At 67.5% G+C, this 17960-nt stretch carries 13 protein-coding genes; 3 read left to right on the top strand and 10 right to left on the bottom strand.

Annotated elements, in window-relative coordinates; genetic code table 11:
- The first annotated feature begins 15 nt into the window (after positions 1-15).
- Positions 16-1500 (top strand): glutamate--tRNA ligase, encoded by a 1485-nt coding sequence (gene gltX / locus PBT88_RS05945; protein ID WP_407696522.1) that lies wholly within the window; start codon positions 16-18, stop codon positions 1498-1500.
- Between the two features lie 64 nt (positions 1501-1564).
- Positions 1565-2851: a citrate synthase gene (locus PBT88_RS05940; protein WP_270078292.1), complete on the top strand. Its 1287-nt coding sequence runs from the start codon at positions 1565-1567 to the stop codon at positions 2849-2851.
- Between the two features lie 58 nt (positions 2852-2909).
- Here the strand turns inward: PBT88_RS05940 and PBT88_RS05935 are convergent, their stop codons facing one another.
- The 3 genes from PBT88_RS05935 to PBT88_RS05925 all read right to left on the bottom strand — a co-directional run bounded on the left by PBT88_RS05935 (position 2910) and on the right by PBT88_RS05925 (position 6646).
- On the bottom strand, positions 2910-4280 hold the full coding sequence (locus tag PBT88_RS05935) for a sensor histidine kinase (RefSeq protein WP_326521570.1): 1371 nt from the start codon (positions 4278-4280) through the stop codon (positions 2910-2912).
- Positions 4280-5332: a DUF2336 domain-containing protein gene (locus PBT88_RS05930; protein WP_270078290.1), complete on the bottom strand. Its 1053-nt coding sequence runs from the start codon at positions 5330-5332 to the stop codon at positions 4280-4282. The genes PBT88_RS05935 and PBT88_RS05930 overlap by 1 nt, the downstream gene beginning before the upstream one ends.
- A gap of 87 nt (positions 5333-5419) precedes the next feature.
- Positions 5420-6646: a hypothetical protein gene (locus PBT88_RS05925; RefSeq protein ID WP_270078289.1), complete on the bottom strand. Its 1227-nt coding sequence runs from the start codon at positions 6644-6646 to the stop codon at positions 5420-5422.
- A gap of 173 nt (positions 6647-6819) precedes the next feature.
- On the opposite strand from PBT88_RS05925, the gene PBT88_RS05920 reads away from it, so the two are divergent.
- Complete coding sequence (locus PBT88_RS05920) at positions 6820-9075, top strand: hypothetical protein (RefSeq protein ID WP_270078288.1); 2256 nt, start codon at positions 6820-6822, stop codon at positions 9073-9075.
- 255 nt (positions 9076-9330) lie between these two features.
- On the opposite strand, the gene PBT88_RS05915 is transcribed toward PBT88_RS05920, so the two are convergent.
- The 7 genes from PBT88_RS05915 to nuoL all read right to left on the bottom strand — a co-directional run bounded on the left by PBT88_RS05915 (position 9331) and on the right by nuoL (position 17957).
- Entirely contained in the window at positions 9331-9603 is a 273-nt protein-coding gene (locus PBT88_RS05915) for a DUF1467 family protein (RefSeq protein WP_270078287.1), read from the bottom strand.
- A gap of 47 nt (positions 9604-9650) precedes the next feature.
- Entirely contained in the window at positions 9651-11231 is a 1581-nt protein-coding gene (locus PBT88_RS05910) for a ribonuclease J (protein ID WP_270079193.1), read from the bottom strand.
- 61 nt (positions 11232-11292) lie between these two features.
- The gene (locus tag PBT88_RS05905) at positions 11293-12081 is read right to left on the bottom strand and encodes a type III pantothenate kinase (protein ID WP_270078286.1); all 789 of its coding nucleotides are present in this window, start codon (positions 12079-12081) and stop codon (positions 11293-11295) included.
- 6 nt (positions 12082-12087) lie between these two features.
- Complete coding sequence (locus PBT88_RS05900; RefSeq protein WP_270078285.1) at positions 12088-12750, bottom strand: biotin--[acetyl-CoA-carboxylase] ligase; 663 nt, start codon at positions 12748-12750, stop codon at positions 12088-12090.
- Positions 12751-12810: 60 nt separating this feature from the next.
- Complete coding sequence (gene nuoN, locus PBT88_RS05895; RefSeq protein WP_270078284.1) at positions 12811-14256, bottom strand: NADH-quinone oxidoreductase subunit NuoN; 1446 nt, start codon at positions 14254-14256, stop codon at positions 12811-12813.
- Positions 14257-14260: 4 nt separating this feature from the next.
- Positions 14261-15841, bottom strand: coding sequence for an NADH-quinone oxidoreductase subunit M (locus PBT88_RS05890; RefSeq protein WP_270078283.1), 1581 nt, complete (start codon positions 15839-15841; stop codon positions 14261-14263).
- Between the two features lie 37 nt (positions 15842-15878).
- Positions 15879-17957, bottom strand: a complete 2079-nt coding sequence (gene nuoL / locus PBT88_RS05885) for an NADH-quinone oxidoreductase subunit L (protein WP_270078282.1) — start codon at positions 17955-17957, stop codon at positions 15879-15881.
- Positions 17958-17960 lie beyond the last annotated feature (3 nt).

Genomic DNA, 17960 nt, shown 5'->3' with positions numbered 1-17960 from the left:
CCCCCGACATCCCCGATGGGGCTCAGTGTGGAGAAAGCCTGCGTGGGCGCAAGCAACGATCAGCGTGATTCGAACCCGGCCGTCATTCCCGGCCAGATCGTGACCCGTTTCGCCCCCTCGCCCACCGGATTCCTCCATATCGGCGGCGCGCGCACCGCGCTGTTCAACTGGCTGTGGGCCCGCCACACCGGCGGCAAGTTCCTGCTGCGGATCGAGGACACCGATCGCGCGCGCTCCACCCAGCCGGCGATCGAGGCGATCCTCGACGGCATGAAGTGGCTCGGCCTCGATTGGGATGGCGACGAGGTCTATCAGTTCGCCCGCGCCAGCCGCCATGCCGAGGTCGCCTTCCAGCTGCTCGAACAGGGCGATGCCTATAAATGCTTCGCCACCGCCGAGGAGCTGGACGAGATGCGCGCGCAGCAGCGCGCCAACAAGCTGCCGATGCGCTATGACGGCCGCTGGCGGAACCGCGATCCCCAGGAGGCGCCGGAGGGCGCACCCTTCGTCGTCCGCCTCAAGGCCGAGACCGAAGGCGAGACCACGATCCACGATCTGGTGCAGGGCGCCGTCACCGTTCGCAATGCCGAGCTGGACGACATGGTGCTGCTCCGCTCGGACGGCACGCCGACCTATATGCTCGCGGTGGTGGTCGACGATCACGACATGGGCGTCACCCACGTCATCCGCGGCGACGATCATCTCAACAACGCCTTCCGCCAATTGGGCATCATCCGTGCGATGGGCTGGCAGCAGCCGATCTACGGCCATGTCCCGCTGATCCACGGCCCGGACGGCGCCAAGCTCTCCAAGCGCCACGGCGCGCTCGGCGTCGAGGCCTATCGCGACGAGATGGGCATCCTGCCCGAGGCGCTGATGAACTATCTGCTCCGCATCGGCTGGGGCCATGGCGACGAGGAGATGATCGACCGCGCCCGCGCCATCGAGATCTTCGACGTCTCCGGCATCGGCCGCTCGCCGGGGCGGACCGACCAGAAGAAGCTGGAAAACATCAACGGCCACTATATCCGCGGCGCCGACGATGCCCGGTTGACCGAATTGACCGCGCCCTTCGTGGCCAAGAAGATCGGTCGCGAGCTGACCGCAGAGGACCGTGATCTTCTGCACCGCAGCATGGCCGTATTGAAGCCGCGCGCAAAGGATCTGCTTGAATTGGCAGAGGGCGCGACTTTTCTTTTTCGCACTCGCCCTCTAGATATGGAGGATCGCGCACTGGCCCTTCTCGAAGGCCAGGGTGCAGAATTGCTTGCCGCCGCAACCCAGGCGCTGTCGTCCGTGGAATGGACGAGCGAAGCGCTTGACGCGGCGGTGCGTGACGTGGCCGAAGCGGCCGGCGTCGGGCTCGGCAAGGTGGCGCAGCCGCTCAGGGCGGCGCTCACCGGCCGGACCACCTCGCCCGGTATCTTCGATGTGCTGCTGTTGCTCGGACGGGACGAGAGCCTCGCAAGGCTCACGGACCATAAGGCGGCAGCGAACTGATCTGACGGCGCCACGCGGCCCGGTCCTCGGGTTCGCGAAAGGTGCCCTTTTGGAGGACGTGATTATGGCTGATGGCACCGCCAAGCTGGAGCTCGGCGACAAGGGCTTCGATTACAAGCTCATGTCCGGCACCGTGGGACCGGATGTGATCGACATCCGCAAGCTCTATGCCGACACCGGCGCGTTCACCTACGATCCGGGTTTCACCTCGACCGCCAGCTGCGAATCGGGCCTGACCTACATCGATGGCGACAACGGCATCCTGCTCCATCGCGGCTATCCGATCGACCAGCTCGCCGAGAAGTCGAGCTTCATGGAAGTGGCCTATCTCCTGCTCAACGGCGAACTGCCGAACCAGAGCGAGCTGGGCAGCTTCCAGACCACCATCACCCGCCACACGATGGTGCATGAGCAGCTTTCCACCTTCTTCCGCGGCTTCCGCCGTGATGCCCACCCGATGGCGATCATGTGCGGCGTGGTCGGCGCGCTTTCCGCCTTCTACCACGATTCGACCGACATCAACGATCCGGAACAGCGCGAGATCGCCTCGCACCGCCTGATCGCCAAGATGCCGACGATCGCCGCGATGGCGTATAAATATTCGGTCGGCCAGCCGTTCGTCTATCCGGACAACAAGCTGAGCTACACCGAGAATTTCCTGAAGATGACGTTCTCGGTTCCGGCCGAGGATTATGAGGTCGATCCGATCATCGCATCGGCGATGGACAAGATCTTCATCCTTCACGCCGATCACGAGCAGAATGCCTCGACCTCGACCGTGCGTCTCGCCGGTTCGTCGGGCGCCAATCCGTTCGCGTGCATCGCGGCCGGCATCGCCTGCCTGTGGGGCCCGGCACATGGCGGCGCCAATGAGGCGGCACTCAAGATGCTGCGCCAGATCGGCACGCCGGACAAGATTCCGGAATATATCGCCCGCGCCAAGAACAAGGACGATCCGTTCCGCCTGATGGGCTTCGGCCACCGCGTATACAAGAATTTCGACCCGCGCGCGAAGGTGCTGTCGAAGGCCGCGACCGAGGTGCTCGACAAGCTCGGCATCAGCGATCCGGTGCTCGATACCGCCCGCGAGCTTGAGCAGATCGCGCTCAAGGATCAGTATTTCATCGACAAGAAGCTCTACCCGAATGTGGACTTCTATTCGGGCGTGATCCTGTCGGCGATCGGCTTCCCGACGACGATGTTCACGGTTCTGTTCGCGCTCGCCCGCACCGTCGGCTGGGTCGCGCAATGGAACGAGATGATCACCGATCCGGCCCAGAAGATCGGCCGCCCGCGCCAGCTCTACACCGGCCCGACCGCGCGCGATTACACGGCGATCGGCGACCGCTGATCGCTCATCATCGCAGCCGGGAAGAGGGGCGGTCGCCGATGCGGCCGCCCTTTTCGCGTCAGGCGGCCGGCAGCGTGAAGACGAAGCGGGCGCCCTCGCCGGCGCCGCTCTCGATGGCGATATCGCCGCCCATCGCGCGGGCCAGCCGGCGCGAGATATAGAGGCCGAGGCCCGAGCCCGGCTCGCGGGCCCCGAGCCGCTCGAACTTGGCGAACACCAGCTCCTGGTTCTTGGGATCGATGCCGCGCCCCTGATCGGCGACGATCACCGCCACGGCGCCGCCGCGCGCCTCGGTCGTCACCCGCACGGTGGACGCGGCCGGGCCATAGCGCACCGCATTGCCGACGAGATTGACCATCACCTGCAAGGCCCGCTTGAAATCGCCGATCGCGGCGATCTTCTCGATCAGGTCGGGCTGCTCGATCCGCATATCCTTGTCGTCGGCCCGGACGGACAGCAGGCCGGAGGCGCGACGGGCGAGATCCGCCATGTCCAGCACCTCCTGCTCGACATCGAGATCGGCGCGCTCCACCGCCTCGAGATCGACCAGATCGTCGATCAGGCCGAGCAGGTGGCGGCCGGCATGGGCGATGTCGCCGGCATAGGCGTTGTAATCGGCGCGAACCGGCCCTTCGTCCTGCTCGCGGATCTGCTCCGCGGTGGCGACGATACGGTGGATCGGCACGCGCAGCGCGGTTTCGAGACGGCGCGCAAAGGCACTCTTGGCGTCGTTGGCGGCGGGCGGGATATCCAGCACCGGCTCGGGCTCGTCGGGCACGGCAAAGCCGCCGCCCCGGAACCCGGTCAGCCGGCCGGTCGGATCGATCAGCGGCACGCCCACCAACCGGAACCGGCGGGTCGATCCGCGCAGCGTCACGCGCTGATCCTCGAAGCCTTTCTGGTCGGCGAGCGCATCGAGCAGCGGCGGCCCGCCATCCGGCCCTTCCTCGAGAACGAACAGGCGGGTCAGCGCATCGCCCAGCACCGGGCCGGCGGTGTCGCCATCCAGCGCCTTCATGCCTTCGGCCGACAGCGAGGAGAGACGCAGCGTCGCGTCGGTTTCCCAGGTCCAGTCGGCCTCGGCCCGCACGAAGTCGGCATCGCGGGAGGAGGTGCGGATATTGGGCAGACCGGCCGCGGCGGCGCGGTGCTTCCAGCCGACGATCGCCAGGGCGACGTCGCTGCCCTCCGGCTTGGCCCGCACCCACAGATCGAGATCCTCCGCGCCATCCGCCGCGATCACCGCACGCGAGACCGGGATGGCGAGCCGCCGCACCAGCCGGGCCAGCGCCGCGAGCTGCGGCACCGCGAGCGGGCCGCCCCGCTCGCCGCCGGCCCGCGCGTGGAGATCGGCCAGCGCCGGATCGGCCGCGATCAGGCGGCCGTCGCCATCGACCAGGCCGTGGACGGGCTGTTCTTCGCTGCCCATCATCCGCGCCCTGCCAACGCGGCCAGCGCGTCGCGATAATGGGGTTCGAGCCGCGCCCGGCGCACCTCGGCGCGGGCGCGCTCGACCGGCAGGCCGGTATAGCCCTCGATCAAGCTCGCCGCCGCCTCGGCGGGATCGGGGCCGAAGCCGCGATCGAGCGCCAGAGCGAGCGCCAGCACCATCGCGGCGGCGATACCGCGCGCGACATCGCAGGCGCGCAGCAGCACGGCAAAGCGTGCGGCATCGGTCATCATCGCGCGCGCATCGTCGAACGGGATGCCGGCCCGCACCGCCAGCATCGATGCCAGGCTCGCGACACGGCCCGCCGCGAGCGTGCCCGCCAGCAGCGGATCGTCGAGCTGCCGGGCCGAATCGAGGCGATGCGCGAGGCGCATGGCAGCGGGCGCGATCCCCTCGCCATCGTCGATCGACGCCAGCGCCCGGGCGACCGCCGCCGACGCGGTGCGATGCAGCGCATCCTCCGCCGCGCCCTCGGCCAGCGCGCGATCGGACAGGCAGGCCGCGACCTGCCAGAACAGGGCATGGCGATCCTCGGCGGGGACATCGTGCAGCGGCAGCAGCGGATCGCCGGTGCGTTCGATCCGCGCCGCCTCGGCCGCGCGCACGGCAAAGCTTTCGGCCGCGAATTCGCCGCCGATCGGATCGAGCCGATGGGCGCCTGGCCCCTCATCCTCGCCGGCGCCGCGCACCAGCGCCGCCGCCAGCCGATATTCCTCGGCCCGCAGCAGAGCCGCCGCCGCCAGCCCGGAGCGGGCGAGCAGGCCGACCGCGACGAAACGATCACCCAGATCGCCATGGCGGCCACTATCGAAGCTCGGCTCGGCGCTCCGCAAGGCGATCTCGGCGGCGTCAATGACGGAACGGATCAACTGCCCCGCGCGCGCCCGCATCTCATCGTCGATGCCGAAAGCCGGGGGCCGGGCCAGTTCCACACCGGCGGCGGCGACCCGATCGCCGAGCAGTGCCTCCGCGCCATGCGCGGCCGACAGCAACGCGTCGCCCGAAGCCTGCGAGCCGGAATGGGGGGGCATGATCGGGGAAGGCGACGCGCTCATGGAGACAGCCCTAACGGGACGTCGTTAACACCTGCCTAAGCATGAACCCCGGAATGTCCAGGCTCAAGCGTTGCGATTCAACCGCGAACCGGCAAATGCCACCAACCGATGCTGGACGATCGCGAACGACGCGGCCGCATAGAGGCCCAACGCCGTCAGCCCCGCCATCGTCTGCGTGACCAGCGCGAACGGCACGAACAGCAGCGCCAGGGCATCGACATCGGCCACCCAGAGCGGCGCCGAAAGGCCACCCAGGCGGCGCAAAGCCCAGCGTTCGCGGGCCATCGCGATCATGATCGCCACCGTGCCGGCGCCCAGCACCAGCGGCGTCGCACTGCCCTCCATCCGATGCCAGGCGAAACCGAGCAGCCCGATCCCCATCGCCGCAGCCCGGGCCAGCGCCAGCCGATCGTCCGGCGCCGCCGGCGAAAGACGCAGACCGGCGAGCAGCCGCCCCGTCGAATCGAGCAATGCACCGAGAATGATCAGCACCAGCCCCGCGAGCAGCCAGCCCTTGAACAGCGCCGGCACCGCGAGCAGCGCAGCGGCGATGCCGGCCCAGCGCAGCCAGCGCGATTCGATCGGGCGATCGAGGATCACCCCCGCCACCAACCGGGCGATCGCACCATAAAGCAGCCGTGCCGGCCAGCCCTCTCCCGCCCGATCGACGCTGAAGCTCGCCTCGGTCGCCGCGCGCGCGCCGGCGCGGGAGCGCACCAGCATCGCCGGGAAGGCATCGGCCAGCCCGGCACCGTCGGCGATGTCCACCCGTCGTGCCGATCCGCCGACGGCGCGGCGGAGCAAGGTCGAGTGCAGATCCCAATCGCCCAGCATCGCCACCGTCTTGCGGAGCATATCGCCGGACACCAGCGCGAGCCCGCCCCAGCGCGTCGCCGCGTCGATCCGCTCGAACGGCCCGGGCGGCCCGCCCTCGCTGATCGTCAGCAAGGCCGGCGCCGTTCCGCCGACCAGGCGCGCGATCGCGCCGCTGCCGGCCACCGCGCCGTCCGCGAACACCAGCACGCGCTCGTCGGGGTGGAAGCGATCGGCGGCATCGCCGGCGCTGCGGGCCACATCGATGGTGATGCCGTCGCGGCGCAGCCGGTCGATCGCACCGGTCAGCCCGGCGGGCAGTCGCTCGACCAGCAGCACGACATGCTCGCAGCCGGCCAGCGCCGCGAGCCGCGCCTGCCGCTCCAGCAAGGTCCGCCCGGCGACCGCCAGCGTGCCGACGAGGCCGCTGCCATCGTCCGCCTCGCGTACCGCCGCGATCAGTGCTGCGAGCGCCATGCCCGTTCCCGCAATATCATTCCCTGAACCCACATCAGGTCGCGATAGCCGGACGGACACGTCGGCGCCAGTGACTCGCTGGCCAGCCCGCAGCCACTCGGTTCGCCGCGCGACCGTTCCATTCGACCTGTGTCATACTTCCGTTCCGCGCCGACGGGTGTAAGATCGCCGCCATGAACCAGGGGGCATATTGGGCGGGATCACCGCTACCATCCGACGGGCCGAAGGCCGTGCAATCCACCGAAGCACAGCCGGGCGAAGCGCATCTGGCCGCGGCGCTCACCGATCTGTACGACGAACCGCTGGCGCCGCCGCCGGCCAGCCGGGGCGAGAAGATCGTGCTCGGGCTGCTCGGCCTGGTCGCCTTCGTGTGGATCGCGGCGATGGTCGGCATGGCGATGAGCGCGCTCGGCGACCGCACGCTCGATCCGGTCGACGTGATGCGCGGCATCAGCGTCGCCTGCGGGCCGCTGGCGCTGATCGTGACTCTGCTGATCCTGTGGCAGCGCAATAACGCGCGCGAGGCGCAGCGTTTCGCCGATGTCGCGCGTGCGGTGCGGATGGAGAGCCTGGCCCTCGACGCGGTGCTCGGCCTCGCCTCGCGCCGCCTCTCGGAAGATCGCATCGCGGTCGCCGATCAGGCCGATCGCCTGCTGCTGCTCGCCGACCAGACCTCGCTCAAGCTGCGCGAAGCGACCGACGAGATCGCCCGCGAGATCGCCGAACTGGGCAGCCGCACCAAGGAACTCGACGCCACCGCCAGCACCGCGCGCGTCGACATGGGCGTGCTGCTCTCCGATCTGCCCCGCGCCGAGGAACAGACCCGCGCCCTGGCCGAGACGATCCGTTCGACCGGCGTCGGCGCCCATGAGCAGGCGGCCGCGCTCGACGCCGCGCTCGCCGGGCTCGCGACCCGCGCCCGCGATGCCGAGGATGGCGCGGCCGGTGCGGCCAACCGGCTCTCGGCCCAGCTCTCCCACATCGGCAGCGCCAGCGAGATCGCCGCGCGCGCGATCGAGGACGTGTCGCAGCGCATGACCGTCTCGGTCGACGGCGTGCTGGAGCGGGCGACCGATGCGGTGGAACGCACCCGTCAGGGCATCATCGCGCAGGGCGAAGCGATCGGCACGATGATCGATCGCGCCCAGGCCGCCTCCGAGGCCGCCGCCACCCAGGCCGCCGACGCGCTCGCCCGGCAGGACGGGCTCGGCACCGCGATGGTCGAGCGCATCCAGCGCGGCCTCGCCCATGTCGAGGCGCGCTTCGCCGAACTGGACGAGACCGGCCGCGCCCGCACCGAGCGGCTGGGCGATGCGCTCGGCCAGCTCGGTGGCCATGTCGAGCGGGTGATGGCCTCGCTCAACGACGGCGGCACCGCCGCGACCACCTTCATCAACCGCGCCGAGACCCTGCGTGGCGCGATCAACGCCTGCCTGGAAGAACTGGGCGAGACCTTGCCCGCAGCCCTCTCCACGCTGGAGGCGCAGGCCGCCCGCAGCCGCGATCTCATCGCCAGTGCCGGCCCGGAGGCCGAGAAGCTCCATCTCGCCGCCAAGGCCGCCTCCGACGCGCTGGACGCGGCCCGGATCGCGCTGGAGGAGCGCCGCACCGCGATCGACACGCTCTCCGATGCGATCGACACCCGCCTGGCTGCCGCGCGCGAAGGCACCACCACGCTCGGCGAGGCGATCACCCAGGTCGATGCCGAGGCGGCGCGTCTGGCCGACAGCACCAGCCCCAAGCTGGTCGATGCGCTGATCCGCGTCCGCGAGACCGCCACCCAGGCCGCCGAGCGCGCGCGCGAGGCACTCGGCACCATCATCCCCCGCAGCGCCGAGGCGCTCGGTGACGCCGGCCGCGAGGCGCTGGAGAAGGCGATCAGCGTCCAGGTCGAGGATCAGATCGCCAAGGTCGGCGCCGTCTCCGAAGCTGCCGTCGAAGCGGCCCGCGCCGCCGGATCGCGGCTGGAGGAACAGCTCGCCCGGATCGCCGAGACCAGCGCCTCGGTCGATGCCCAGATCACCGAGGGCAAGGACATGGTCGAGAGCCACGATCGCGACAATTTCTCGCGCCGCGTGGCCTTGCTGATCGACTCGCTGAACTCGACCTCGATCGACGTCACCAAATTGCTCTCCAACGAAGCCAGCGACAGCGCCTGGGCCTCCTATCTGCGCGGCGATCGCGGCGTGTTCACGCGCCGCGCGGTCAAGCTGATCGAGGGCGGCGAAGCCCGCGAGATCGCCCGCCATTATGAGGAAGAGCCGGAGTTCCGCGAGCAGGTGAACCGCTACGTCCATGATTTCGAGACGCTGCTGCGCCCGATCCTTGCGACCCGCGACGGATCGACGCTGGCGGTGATCCTGCTCTCGTCGGACATGGGCAAGCTCTACGTCGCGCTGGCGCAGGCGATCGAGCGGCTGCGGGCATAGCCGCCCGCGCCGTTCGTCGCGGGTAGACACCTCCTATTCCCGTGCTCCGTTCGGCCTGAGCGCAGTCGAAGGCCATGCCCGGCGGTAGCGGCACTTCGACTTCGCTCAGTGCGAACGGCGGTGGGAAGCTACGGCGGATCGGAATTGGGTTTTCCGTTCTCCCCGCCTGCACGGAGAATGGCACGGATTTCGGTTGGCCGCCGCGCAGCGCGAACGGAGCATAGCTCCGCCTGAAAATGGCGCGTCAGCCCCCCATCACGGCAACCGGTCCACCGCGCTGTTCGGAATGGCGACGTCGAGCCAGCCGGCCCGATAGATTCCGTAGAAGCTGCCGGTGAGGATCAGCGCGACGATCGTGGTGCGGATCACGATCTGCCAGGGCCGGAAGATATAGGGTGCGCTCTCGGCATGGCCCGGCGGCATCGTCTCGCCCGCCTCGTCCGCGGTGTTGGCGCTGAACGGCAGCACCGCGAACAGCGTCATGAACCAGCACAGGAAGAAGATCGCGAGCAGCGAGAACCAGCGCATGGGGTGTCCTTCAGCCCTCCCCCGCGCAGCGGGAGAGGGCACCAGGATCACACCCGCATCAGCAGGACGTCAACCACCGGCTTCTTGCCGGTCCACGAGGTCGCCTTGCGACGCACCGCCAGCCGGATCGATTCCTTGAGCTTGGTCTCGTCGCGCGGCGCCTTCTCCAGCGCGTCCAGCACCGCCTCGGCGGCATCCTCGATGAAGTCCTCGCGATCCTCCTCCACCGGCAGGCCCTGCACGGCGATCTGCGGACGGCTCTTGGCGCGGTTGCCCTTGTCGAGCACCACCGCCACCGAGATGATGCCGTTGGCCGCCAGCTTGCGGCGATCGCTCATCGTCGTGCCATTGGCCGGCAGGATAACGTCGCCATCGAGCACCAGCCGCCCGGCGCGCTCGCGGCGGATGATCTTGGGGCCGTCCGGCGCCAGCCGCACGACATCGCCATTCATCTGGACGATCTGGCGCGGCACGCCGATCGCAGCGGCGAGCCGCGCATGTTCGGCCATGTGGCGGCGCTCGCCATGCACCGGCACGACAATCTCGGGCTTGAGCCAGCCATAGAGCGTCTCGATCTCGGGGCGGCCCGGATGGCCGGAGACGTGGATATGCGCCTGCCGCTCGGTCACCATGCGGATGCCGCGGCCGGCCAGCGCATTCTGGACGATGCCGATCGCATCCTCGTTGCCGGGGATCTGCTTGGACGAGAACATCACCGTATCGCCCTCGCTGAGCTTCAGGCGATGGCTGTCATGCGCGATCCGGCTGAGCGCGGCGCGCGCCTCGCCCTGTCCGCCGGTGGCGATGATCATCAGATCCTTGGGCGGCACCCGCATCGCCGCGTCGAAATCGATCGTCGGCGGGAAATCGAGCAGATAGCCCGCCGCCTTGGCGATCTTGATGATACGATCGAGCGAGCGCCCGGCGACGCAGACCTGTCGGTTGGTCGCCACCGCGACCTGCCCCAGCGTCTGGAGGCGCGCGGCGTTGGAGGCGAAGGTGGTGACCAGCACGCGCTTGTCGGCGGCGGCCACGAACTTCTCGAGGTCGGCGCGGACGCTGGCCTCGGAGCCAGACGCCTTGTCGTTGAACACGTTGGTGCTGTCGCCCATCAGCGCCAGCACGCCCTTCTTGCCGATCGCCTTCAGCGTCTCGGCGCTGGCCGGCTCGCCGATCACCGGCGTGTCGTCCAGTTTCCAGTCGCCGGTGTGGAAGACACGACCGAACGGGCTGTCGATCAGCAGGGCGTTCATCTCGGGAATCGAATGCGCCAGCGGCACCCATTCCACCGAGAAGGGGCCGATCTTGACCGGCTGGCCGGCCTTGACGACCTTCACCTTGACGCGATCGGTCAGGCCTTCCTCGTCCAGCTTGGCGCGGATCAGGCCGGCGGTGAAGATGGTCGCATAGATCGGCACGCCGAGCTCGAGCGCCATATAGGGGATCGCCCCGATATGATCCTCATGGCCATGGGTGATGACGAGGCCGAGCAGGTCTTCCTGCCGCTCCTCGATGAAGGCCAGGTCGGGCAGCACGATGTCGATGCCGGGATAGGCCGGATCGGCGAAGCTGAGGCCGAGATCGGCCATCAGCCACTTGCCGCGGCAGCCATAGAGATTGACGTTCATGCCGATCTCCCCCGAGCCGCCGAGGGCCAGGAACAGGAGTTCGTCTCCGGGTGTGGTCAAATCATTGTCCTTGGGTGTCGGCCCATCTGCGATACAGCATCGCGAGGCCGGTGATGGTGAGATCGGGTTCGACCGTGTCGAACACCGAACTATGTTCGTCGAACAGGGTTGCAAGGCCGCCAGTGGAAATCACCTTGGCTGGGCGGCCGATTTCAGCCTTGATACGGGCCACGAGACCCTCGATCATCGCGATATAGCCCCAATAGATGCCGCTGAGCATCGCATCCTGGGTGTTGCGGCCGATCACGGCCGCCTTTTCGGGCACTTCGATGGCGATCCGGGGCAGCCGGGCGGCGGCCGCGAACAGCGCATCGAGCGAGAGGTTGATGCCGGGCGCGATCACGCCGCCCTTATAGGCGCCGGAATAATCCACCACGTCGAAGGTGGTGGCGGTGCCGAAATCGATCACGATCAGATCGCCGCCGTGCAGCGCATGGGCCGCGATGGCGTTGACGACGCGATCGGCGCCCACCGCCTGCGGCTCGTCGAGATCGATCGGGATGCCCCATTCCACCGGCGCGCGGCCGGCGATCAGCGGGACGACATCGAAATATTTGGTCGACAGCACTTCGAGATTGTGGAGCGCGCGCGGCACCACCGTGCAGATGATCACCGCCGACACCTGGGTACGGTGATAGCCCTCGATCTCGATCAGCTGATTGAGCCACACCACATATTCGTCGGCCGTGCGGCGCGGATCGGTGGCGATCCGCCAGCGCGTGCGGATCTCCCCGCCCTCGACCAGCGCGAAGACGACATTGGTATTCCCGGCATCAATCGCAAGCAGCATCGGGTCTCAATCCCGGATCAGGAAGATATCGGCGGCGTGGATGACATGGACGGAGCCATCCGCCAAGCGAAGCCTGAGCGCGCCCTGCTGATCCAGACCATCGAACAGTCCATCGAAGCTGGTGCCGTCGGGCAGGCGCGCGCTCAGCGCAGCGCCGATCGGGTGCGCCTTCTCCAGCCAGCGGGTGCGGATCGGGGCCAGCCCTTCGGCCCGCCAGCGGTACAGCCAGCGGCCGAAACTGTCCGCCAGGGTCGCCAGGAAGACATCCGGGTCGGGCGCGCTGCCGGTGATCGCGGCGATGCTCGTGGTCGGGCGATCGACGGCGTCCGGATGATGCGCGAGGTTCAGGCCGAAGCCGATCACCACCGCATCCCCATGACGCTCCAGCAGAATGCCCGAGAGCTTGGCGCCGCCGATCAGAAGATCATTGGGCCATTTGATCTGCACGCCGCCGACGAAGGTTTCCGCCGCCTCCTGCAACGCCACCGCGGCGACCAGCGCCAGCGTCGAGGCCGGCGGATCCTGGCGACCGAGCCGCACCAGCGTGCTGGCCGACAGATTGCCCGGCGGCGCTATCCATGGCCGCCCCTGCCGGCCCCGGCCGGCGCTCTGGCGCACGGCGCGCAGCCACAGGCCTTCGGCGGCTCCCGCTCGCGCGAGAACCGCCACATCGTCATTGGTGGACCCTGTCTCTTCGACAGTGCGAAGGTCGGCGATCGCCCCGCTACCTCAGAACAGCGAGGAGGCGGCGCTGAGCGTCGCGCTATCCATCACCGGGATCAGCAGATAGCCCAGCGGCGAGGCGAACAGCGCGGCCATCGTGATCAGCACCGCTTCGGTGGTGGAACGGCTCGGCGCCATCTCGACATCGCCCGGCGCATCGAAATAGAGCGTCTTCACGATCTTGAGATAATAGAAGGCACCGATCACCGAGGTTGCGATGCCGATCAGCGCCAGCGGCCAGAAGCCGCCGATCACCAGCGCCGAAAACACCTCCCACTTCCCCATGAAGCCGAAGAAGGGCGGGATGCCGGCGGTGCTGAACATGAAGATCGCGAAGGCGGCGGACAAGCCCGGCCGCGAACGCGACAGGCCGGCGAGCGCGCTGATCTGCTCGGTCGGCTGGCCGTCTTTGGTCCGCATCTGGAGCACGCAGATCAGCGAGCCGAGCGTCACCGCCGCATAGATGGCCAGATAGAACAGCACCGATGCCGCGCCGATCTTGCTGCCCGGCACCAGGCCGAACAGGATGAAGCCGACATTGTTGATCGACGAGTAAGCGAGCAGCCGCTTGATGTTGGTCTGGCCGACGGCCGCGACCGCGCCGAACACGGTGGAGGCCAGCGCGCAGAAGATCACGATCTGCTGCCACTGTCCGGTCGCCGGGCCGAGCGCCTGGATCGCGAACCGCACGGTCAGCACCATCGCCGCGATCTTGGGGGCCGAGGCGAAGAAGGCGGTCACCGGGGTCGGCGCGCCTTCATAGACGTCCGGCGTCCACATGTGGAACGGCACCGCCGAAACCTTGAACGCGAGACCGGCCAGCACGAACACCAGGCCGAACAGCAGGCCGATGCCGACGCCGCCCTTCATCGCGACGGCGATGCCGGCGAAGCTGGTGGTGCCGGAGAAGCCGTAGAGCAGCGAAATGCCGTAGAGCAGGATGCCGGATGCCAGCGCGCCGAGGATGAAATATTTCAGGCCGGCTTCCGCCGAGCGCCCATCCCGGCGGAGGAACGCCGCCAGCACGTAGGAGGCCAGGCTGTTGAGCTCGAGGCCGATATAGAGCGTCAGCAGATCGGTCGCCGAGACCATGATGCTCATGCCGACGACCGCCAGCAGGATCAACACGCCGAACTCGGCGCGCATCGCTTCGCGATCGGTGACGAAGAAGCCGGGCGCGATCAGGATCGCGACGGCCGCGGCGGCGTAGATGAGCAGCTTGGCGAAACCGCCGAAGGCATCGGCATGGAACATGCCGGCAAAGTCGCTCTGCCCCGAAATCGGTGCGCCGATCAGGCTGATCCCGGCGATGGCGAGAACGCCGACGCTCAGCCAGCCGATCAGCGGCGCCGCCTTGTCCCCGGCCCAGGCCGAGACCAGCATCAGGACGATCGCGCCGACCGCCAGGATTTCCTCAGGCCGGTACAGCGCGAAGGACGATACGTAATCCATGATCTCAATGCTCCCCGGCGGCAGCGGTCGCCGCCGGCACGTTATTGGCCTTCAGCGCGGAATCGCTGGGGGGCGCATAATGGTCGATCCGCGAAATCAGGCGGCCCACATCCGGGCGGATCACGCGCAGGAAGCTTTCCGGATAGACGCCCATCCACAGCACCACGGCCGCGATCGGCGCGAACATCGCCCATTCGCGCGGACGCAGATCGAACATTGCGGCGGCATCGGGATGCTTCAGCGGGCCGAAGATCACGCGCCGGCACAGATAGAGCATATAGGCCGCGCTGGTGATGATGCTCGTCGTGGCGATCACCGCCGCCCAGGACGACCGATGATAGAGGCCGATCATCGACAGCAGCTCGCCCGGGAAGCTGGACAGCCCCGGCAGGCCGATCGACGCCATGCTGAAGAACAGCAGGAAGGTGGCGAACACCGGCATATTGCGCGCCAGTCCGCCGAACCGATCAATCTCGCGGGTGTGCAGGCGATCATAGATCACGCCGACGCACAGGAACAGCGCACCGGAGACGAGACCATGGGCGAACATGATCATCAGCGCGCCCTCGATTCCCTCCTCGTTGAAGGTGAACAGCGCCATCGTGACGATCGCCATATGCGCGACGGACGAATAGGCGATGAGCTTCTTCATGTCCTGCTGCACCAGCGCGACGAGCGAGGTGTAGACGACCGCGATCAGCGAGAGGGCGAAAATCAGCCACATATAATCGGCCGACGCATCCGGGAACATCGGCAGCGAGAAGCGCAGGAAACCGTAACCGCCGAGCTTGAGCATCACCGCCGCGAGATCGACCGACGCTGCCGTCGGCGCCTGGACGTGGGCATCGGGCAGCCAGGTATGCACCGGCCACATCGGCGTCTTCACCGCGAACGAGGCGAAGAAGGCGAAGAACAGCCAGGTCTGCTCGGTTCGCGAGAAATCATGCTGCATCAGCGTCGGGATGTACGTCGTGCCCGCCTTGTTCGCCATGTAGAGCATCGCGATCATCATCAGCAACGAGCCGAGCAGCGTGTAGAGGAAGAATTTGTAGCTCGCATAGAAGCGACGCCGGCCACCCCATATGCCGATCAGCATGAACATCGGGACCAGGCTGCCCTCGAACATGATGTAGAACAGGAACAGATCCTGCGCCATGAATACGCCGAGCAGCATCAGCTCGACGATCATGAACATGCCCATGAACTCGGGCACGCGATCGGTGATCGAGCGCCACGAGGCCAGCACGCACATCGGGGTGAGGAACACCGTCATCACGATCAGCAGCATCGCGATGCCATCGACGCCCAGCGACCAGGAGAAGCGCCCGAACAGATCCTTGTGCTCGATGAACTGCCAGGAGGTATCGGCATGGAGATCGAACTGCGTCCACAGCAGGACACCGAAGCCGAGATCGATGAGCGTGACCGCAAGCGCGGTGACCCGCGCATTCTGCGCCCGCCATTCCGGGGTGCCCGGCGCCAGGAAACACCAGAAGGCGCCCAGCAGCGGGAACAGCATCATCAGGGACAGGATCGGAAAACCGAGCTGGTTGATGCCGATATCGGTCATGTGGAGCTGGTTCATGCGTTTGTACCAGCCTGCTTCTGTCGGTGGAAATTGGTCATCGGGTGACAGCCCAGGTCGCAACGCCTGCCAGGCCGAGCAGCATGACAAGGGCGTAGGTGTAAACATAGCCCGACTGGAGACGAGCCGTGATGCGGTTTCCGTAGACGATCAGCGCCGACAGCCCATCCGGGCCGAAGCGATCGATGGTCCCCTCGTCGCCCTGCTTCCAGAAGAAGCGGCCGAGCCAGAAGGCGGGCTTCACGAACAGGACGTCGTAAAGCTCGTCGAAATACCATTTGTGGAACAGGAACAGGTAGAGCGGCCGGAAGGTCGCGGCGAACCGGCCCGGGATCGAGGTGTTGCGGATATAGGCCCAGAAGGCGAGCAGCAAGCCGATCAGCATCACGATCGTCGGCGCCAGCGCGACCGCACCGATCTGCTCGGATGCCTCATGGAGATGCGCGCTATAGGCGATCGCACCCTGCCAATATTCCCCGTTGAGGAACGGCTTGGCGAAGAAGAAGCCGGAGAACACTGCGCCGACGCTTAAGAACACCAGCGGCACCGTCATCACCCAGGGGCTTTCGTGGGGATGATAGCCCAGCGTGCCCTCCTCCACCTCGGTGAAGCCCCGCATGTCGATCGCGTGCTCGGGCACCTCGGGCGTCACCTGATGGACGTCCTCGGCGTCACGGGCGTGGGCGGCATGACCGGCATCGGCATGGTCATGCCCGGCATGGGCCGCATGCTGGATATTCTCCGACGCCGCCCAGCGCGGCTTGCCGAAGAAGGTCAGGAAGATCAGCCGCCACGAATAGAAGCTCGTCAGCAGCGCCGCGAACACGCCCATGAACCACGCGAAATAGCCGGTCTGCGTGCCGGACGCGAAGGCCGACGCGATGATCGCATCCTTCGAATAGAAGCCGGCGAAGCCGAACAGCCCTTCGATGCCGACGCCGGTGATCGCCAGCGTGCCGGCCACCATCGCCCAGAAGGTCAGCGGGATATGTTTCCGCAGGCCGCCATAATAGCGCATGTCCTGCTCATGGTGCATCGCGTTGATCACCGAGCCGGCCGACAGGAACAGCAGCGCCTTGAAGAAGGCGTGGGTGAACAGGTGGAACATCGCCGCACCGAAGGCGCCGACGCCGGCCGCGAAGAACATGTAGCCGAGCTGCGAGCAGGTCGAATAGGCGATCACCCGCTTGATGTCGGTCTGCGTCGTGCCGATCGTCGCCGCGAAGAAGCAGGTCAGCGCGCCCACCACCGTCACCACCGTCATCGCGACGGGGCTGGTCACGAACATCGGCGACAGGCGGCAGACCATGAACACGCCGGCGGTCACCATGGTGGCGGCGTGGATCAGCGCCGACACCGGGGTCGGGCCTTCCATCGCGTCCGGCAGCCAGGTGTGCAGGCCGATCTGGGCCGACTTGCCCATCGCGCCGATGAACAGCAGCAGGCACAGCAGGGTCATCGTATCGACGCGCGCGCCCATGAAGCCGATCGTCGATCCGGCCATATGCGGCGCGGCGGCGAGGATATCGGGGATCGAGACGGTGCCGAACACCAGGAACGTGCCGAAGATGCCGAGCGAGAAGCCGAAATCGCCGACGCGGTTGACCACGAACGCCTTGATCGCCGCCTTGTTGGCGCTCGGCTTGGCATACCAGAAGCCGATCAGCAGATAGGATGCGAGGCCGACGCCTTCCCAGCCGACGAACATCTGGACGAGATTGTTGGCCGTCACGAGCATCAGCATCATGAAGGTGAACAGCGACAGATAGGCGAAGAAGCGCGGCTGATCCGGGTCTTCCGCCATGTAGCCCCAGCTATACAGGTGGACGAGCGCCGAGACGCTGGTGATCACCACCAGCATCACCGCCGCAAGGCTGTCGACGCGCAACGCCCAGTCGGCGTGGAACGTGCCCGAGTGGATGAAGGTGAACACCGGCGCGACATAGGCATGCTCGGTGCCCGCGAGGAACTTCGGGAAGATCGTCCAGGCGATCGCGCACGATGCGAACAGCGCGCCGGTGGTCACGATCTTGGCGGCGACATTGCCGATGGTGCGGTTGCCGAGGCCGGCGATGACCGCCGCCAGCAGCGGCAGGAAGACGAGGAGCTGGATCACGGC

It is taken from the genome of Sphingomonas abietis (genome assembly GCF_027625475.1).
In the GTDB taxonomy this organism is placed as follows: domain Bacteria; phylum Pseudomonadota; class Alphaproteobacteria; order Sphingomonadales; family Sphingomonadaceae; genus Solisphingomonas; species Solisphingomonas abietis.
The sequence above is the reverse complement of the archived record's forward strand: the minus strand, read 5'-3'. Positions and strand labels throughout refer to the sequence as shown.

Excerpts from the sequence above, each read along its gene's own strand:
- gltX (WP_407696522.1), top strand. The coding sequence starts at position 16 with ATGGGGCTCAGTGTGGAGAAAGCCTGCGTGGGCGCAAGCAACGATCAG.
- PBT88_RS05940 (WP_270078292.1), top strand. The coding sequence starts at position 1,565 with ATGGCTGATGGCACCGCCAAGCTGGAGCTCGGCGACAAGGGCTTCGAT.
- PBT88_RS05935 (WP_326521570.1), bottom strand. The coding sequence starts at position 4,280 with ATGGGCAGCGAAGAACAGCCCGTCCACGGCCTGGTCGATGGCGACGGC.
- PBT88_RS05930 (WP_270078290.1), bottom strand. The coding sequence starts at position 5,332 with ATGCCCCCCCATTCCGGCTCGCAGGCTTCGGGCGACGCGTTGCTGTCG.
- PBT88_RS05925 (WP_270078289.1), bottom strand. The coding sequence starts at position 6,646 with ATGGCGCTCGCAGCACTGATCGCGGCGGTACGCGAGGCGGACGATGGC.
- PBT88_RS05920 (WP_270078288.1), top strand. The coding sequence starts at position 6,820 with ATGAACCAGGGGGCATATTGGGCGGGATCACCGCTACCATCCGACGGG.
- PBT88_RS05915 (WP_270078287.1), bottom strand. The coding sequence starts at position 9,603 with ATGCGCTGGTTCTCGCTGCTCGCGATCTTCTTCCTGTGCTGGTTCATG.
- PBT88_RS05910 (WP_270079193.1), bottom strand. The coding sequence starts at position 11,231 with ATGAACGTCAATCTCTATGGCTGCCGCGGCAAGTGGCTGATGGCCGAT.
- PBT88_RS05905 (WP_270078286.1), bottom strand. The coding sequence starts at position 12,081 with ATGCTGCTTGCGATTGATGCCGGGAATACCAATGTCGTCTTCGCGCTG.
- nuoN (WP_270078284.1), bottom strand. The coding sequence starts at position 14,256 with ATGGATTACGTATCGTCCTTCGCGCTGTACCGGCCTGAGGAAATCCTG.
- PBT88_RS05890 (WP_270078283.1), bottom strand. The coding sequence starts at position 15,841 with ATGAACCAGCTCCACATGACCGATATCGGCATCAACCAGCTCGGTTTT.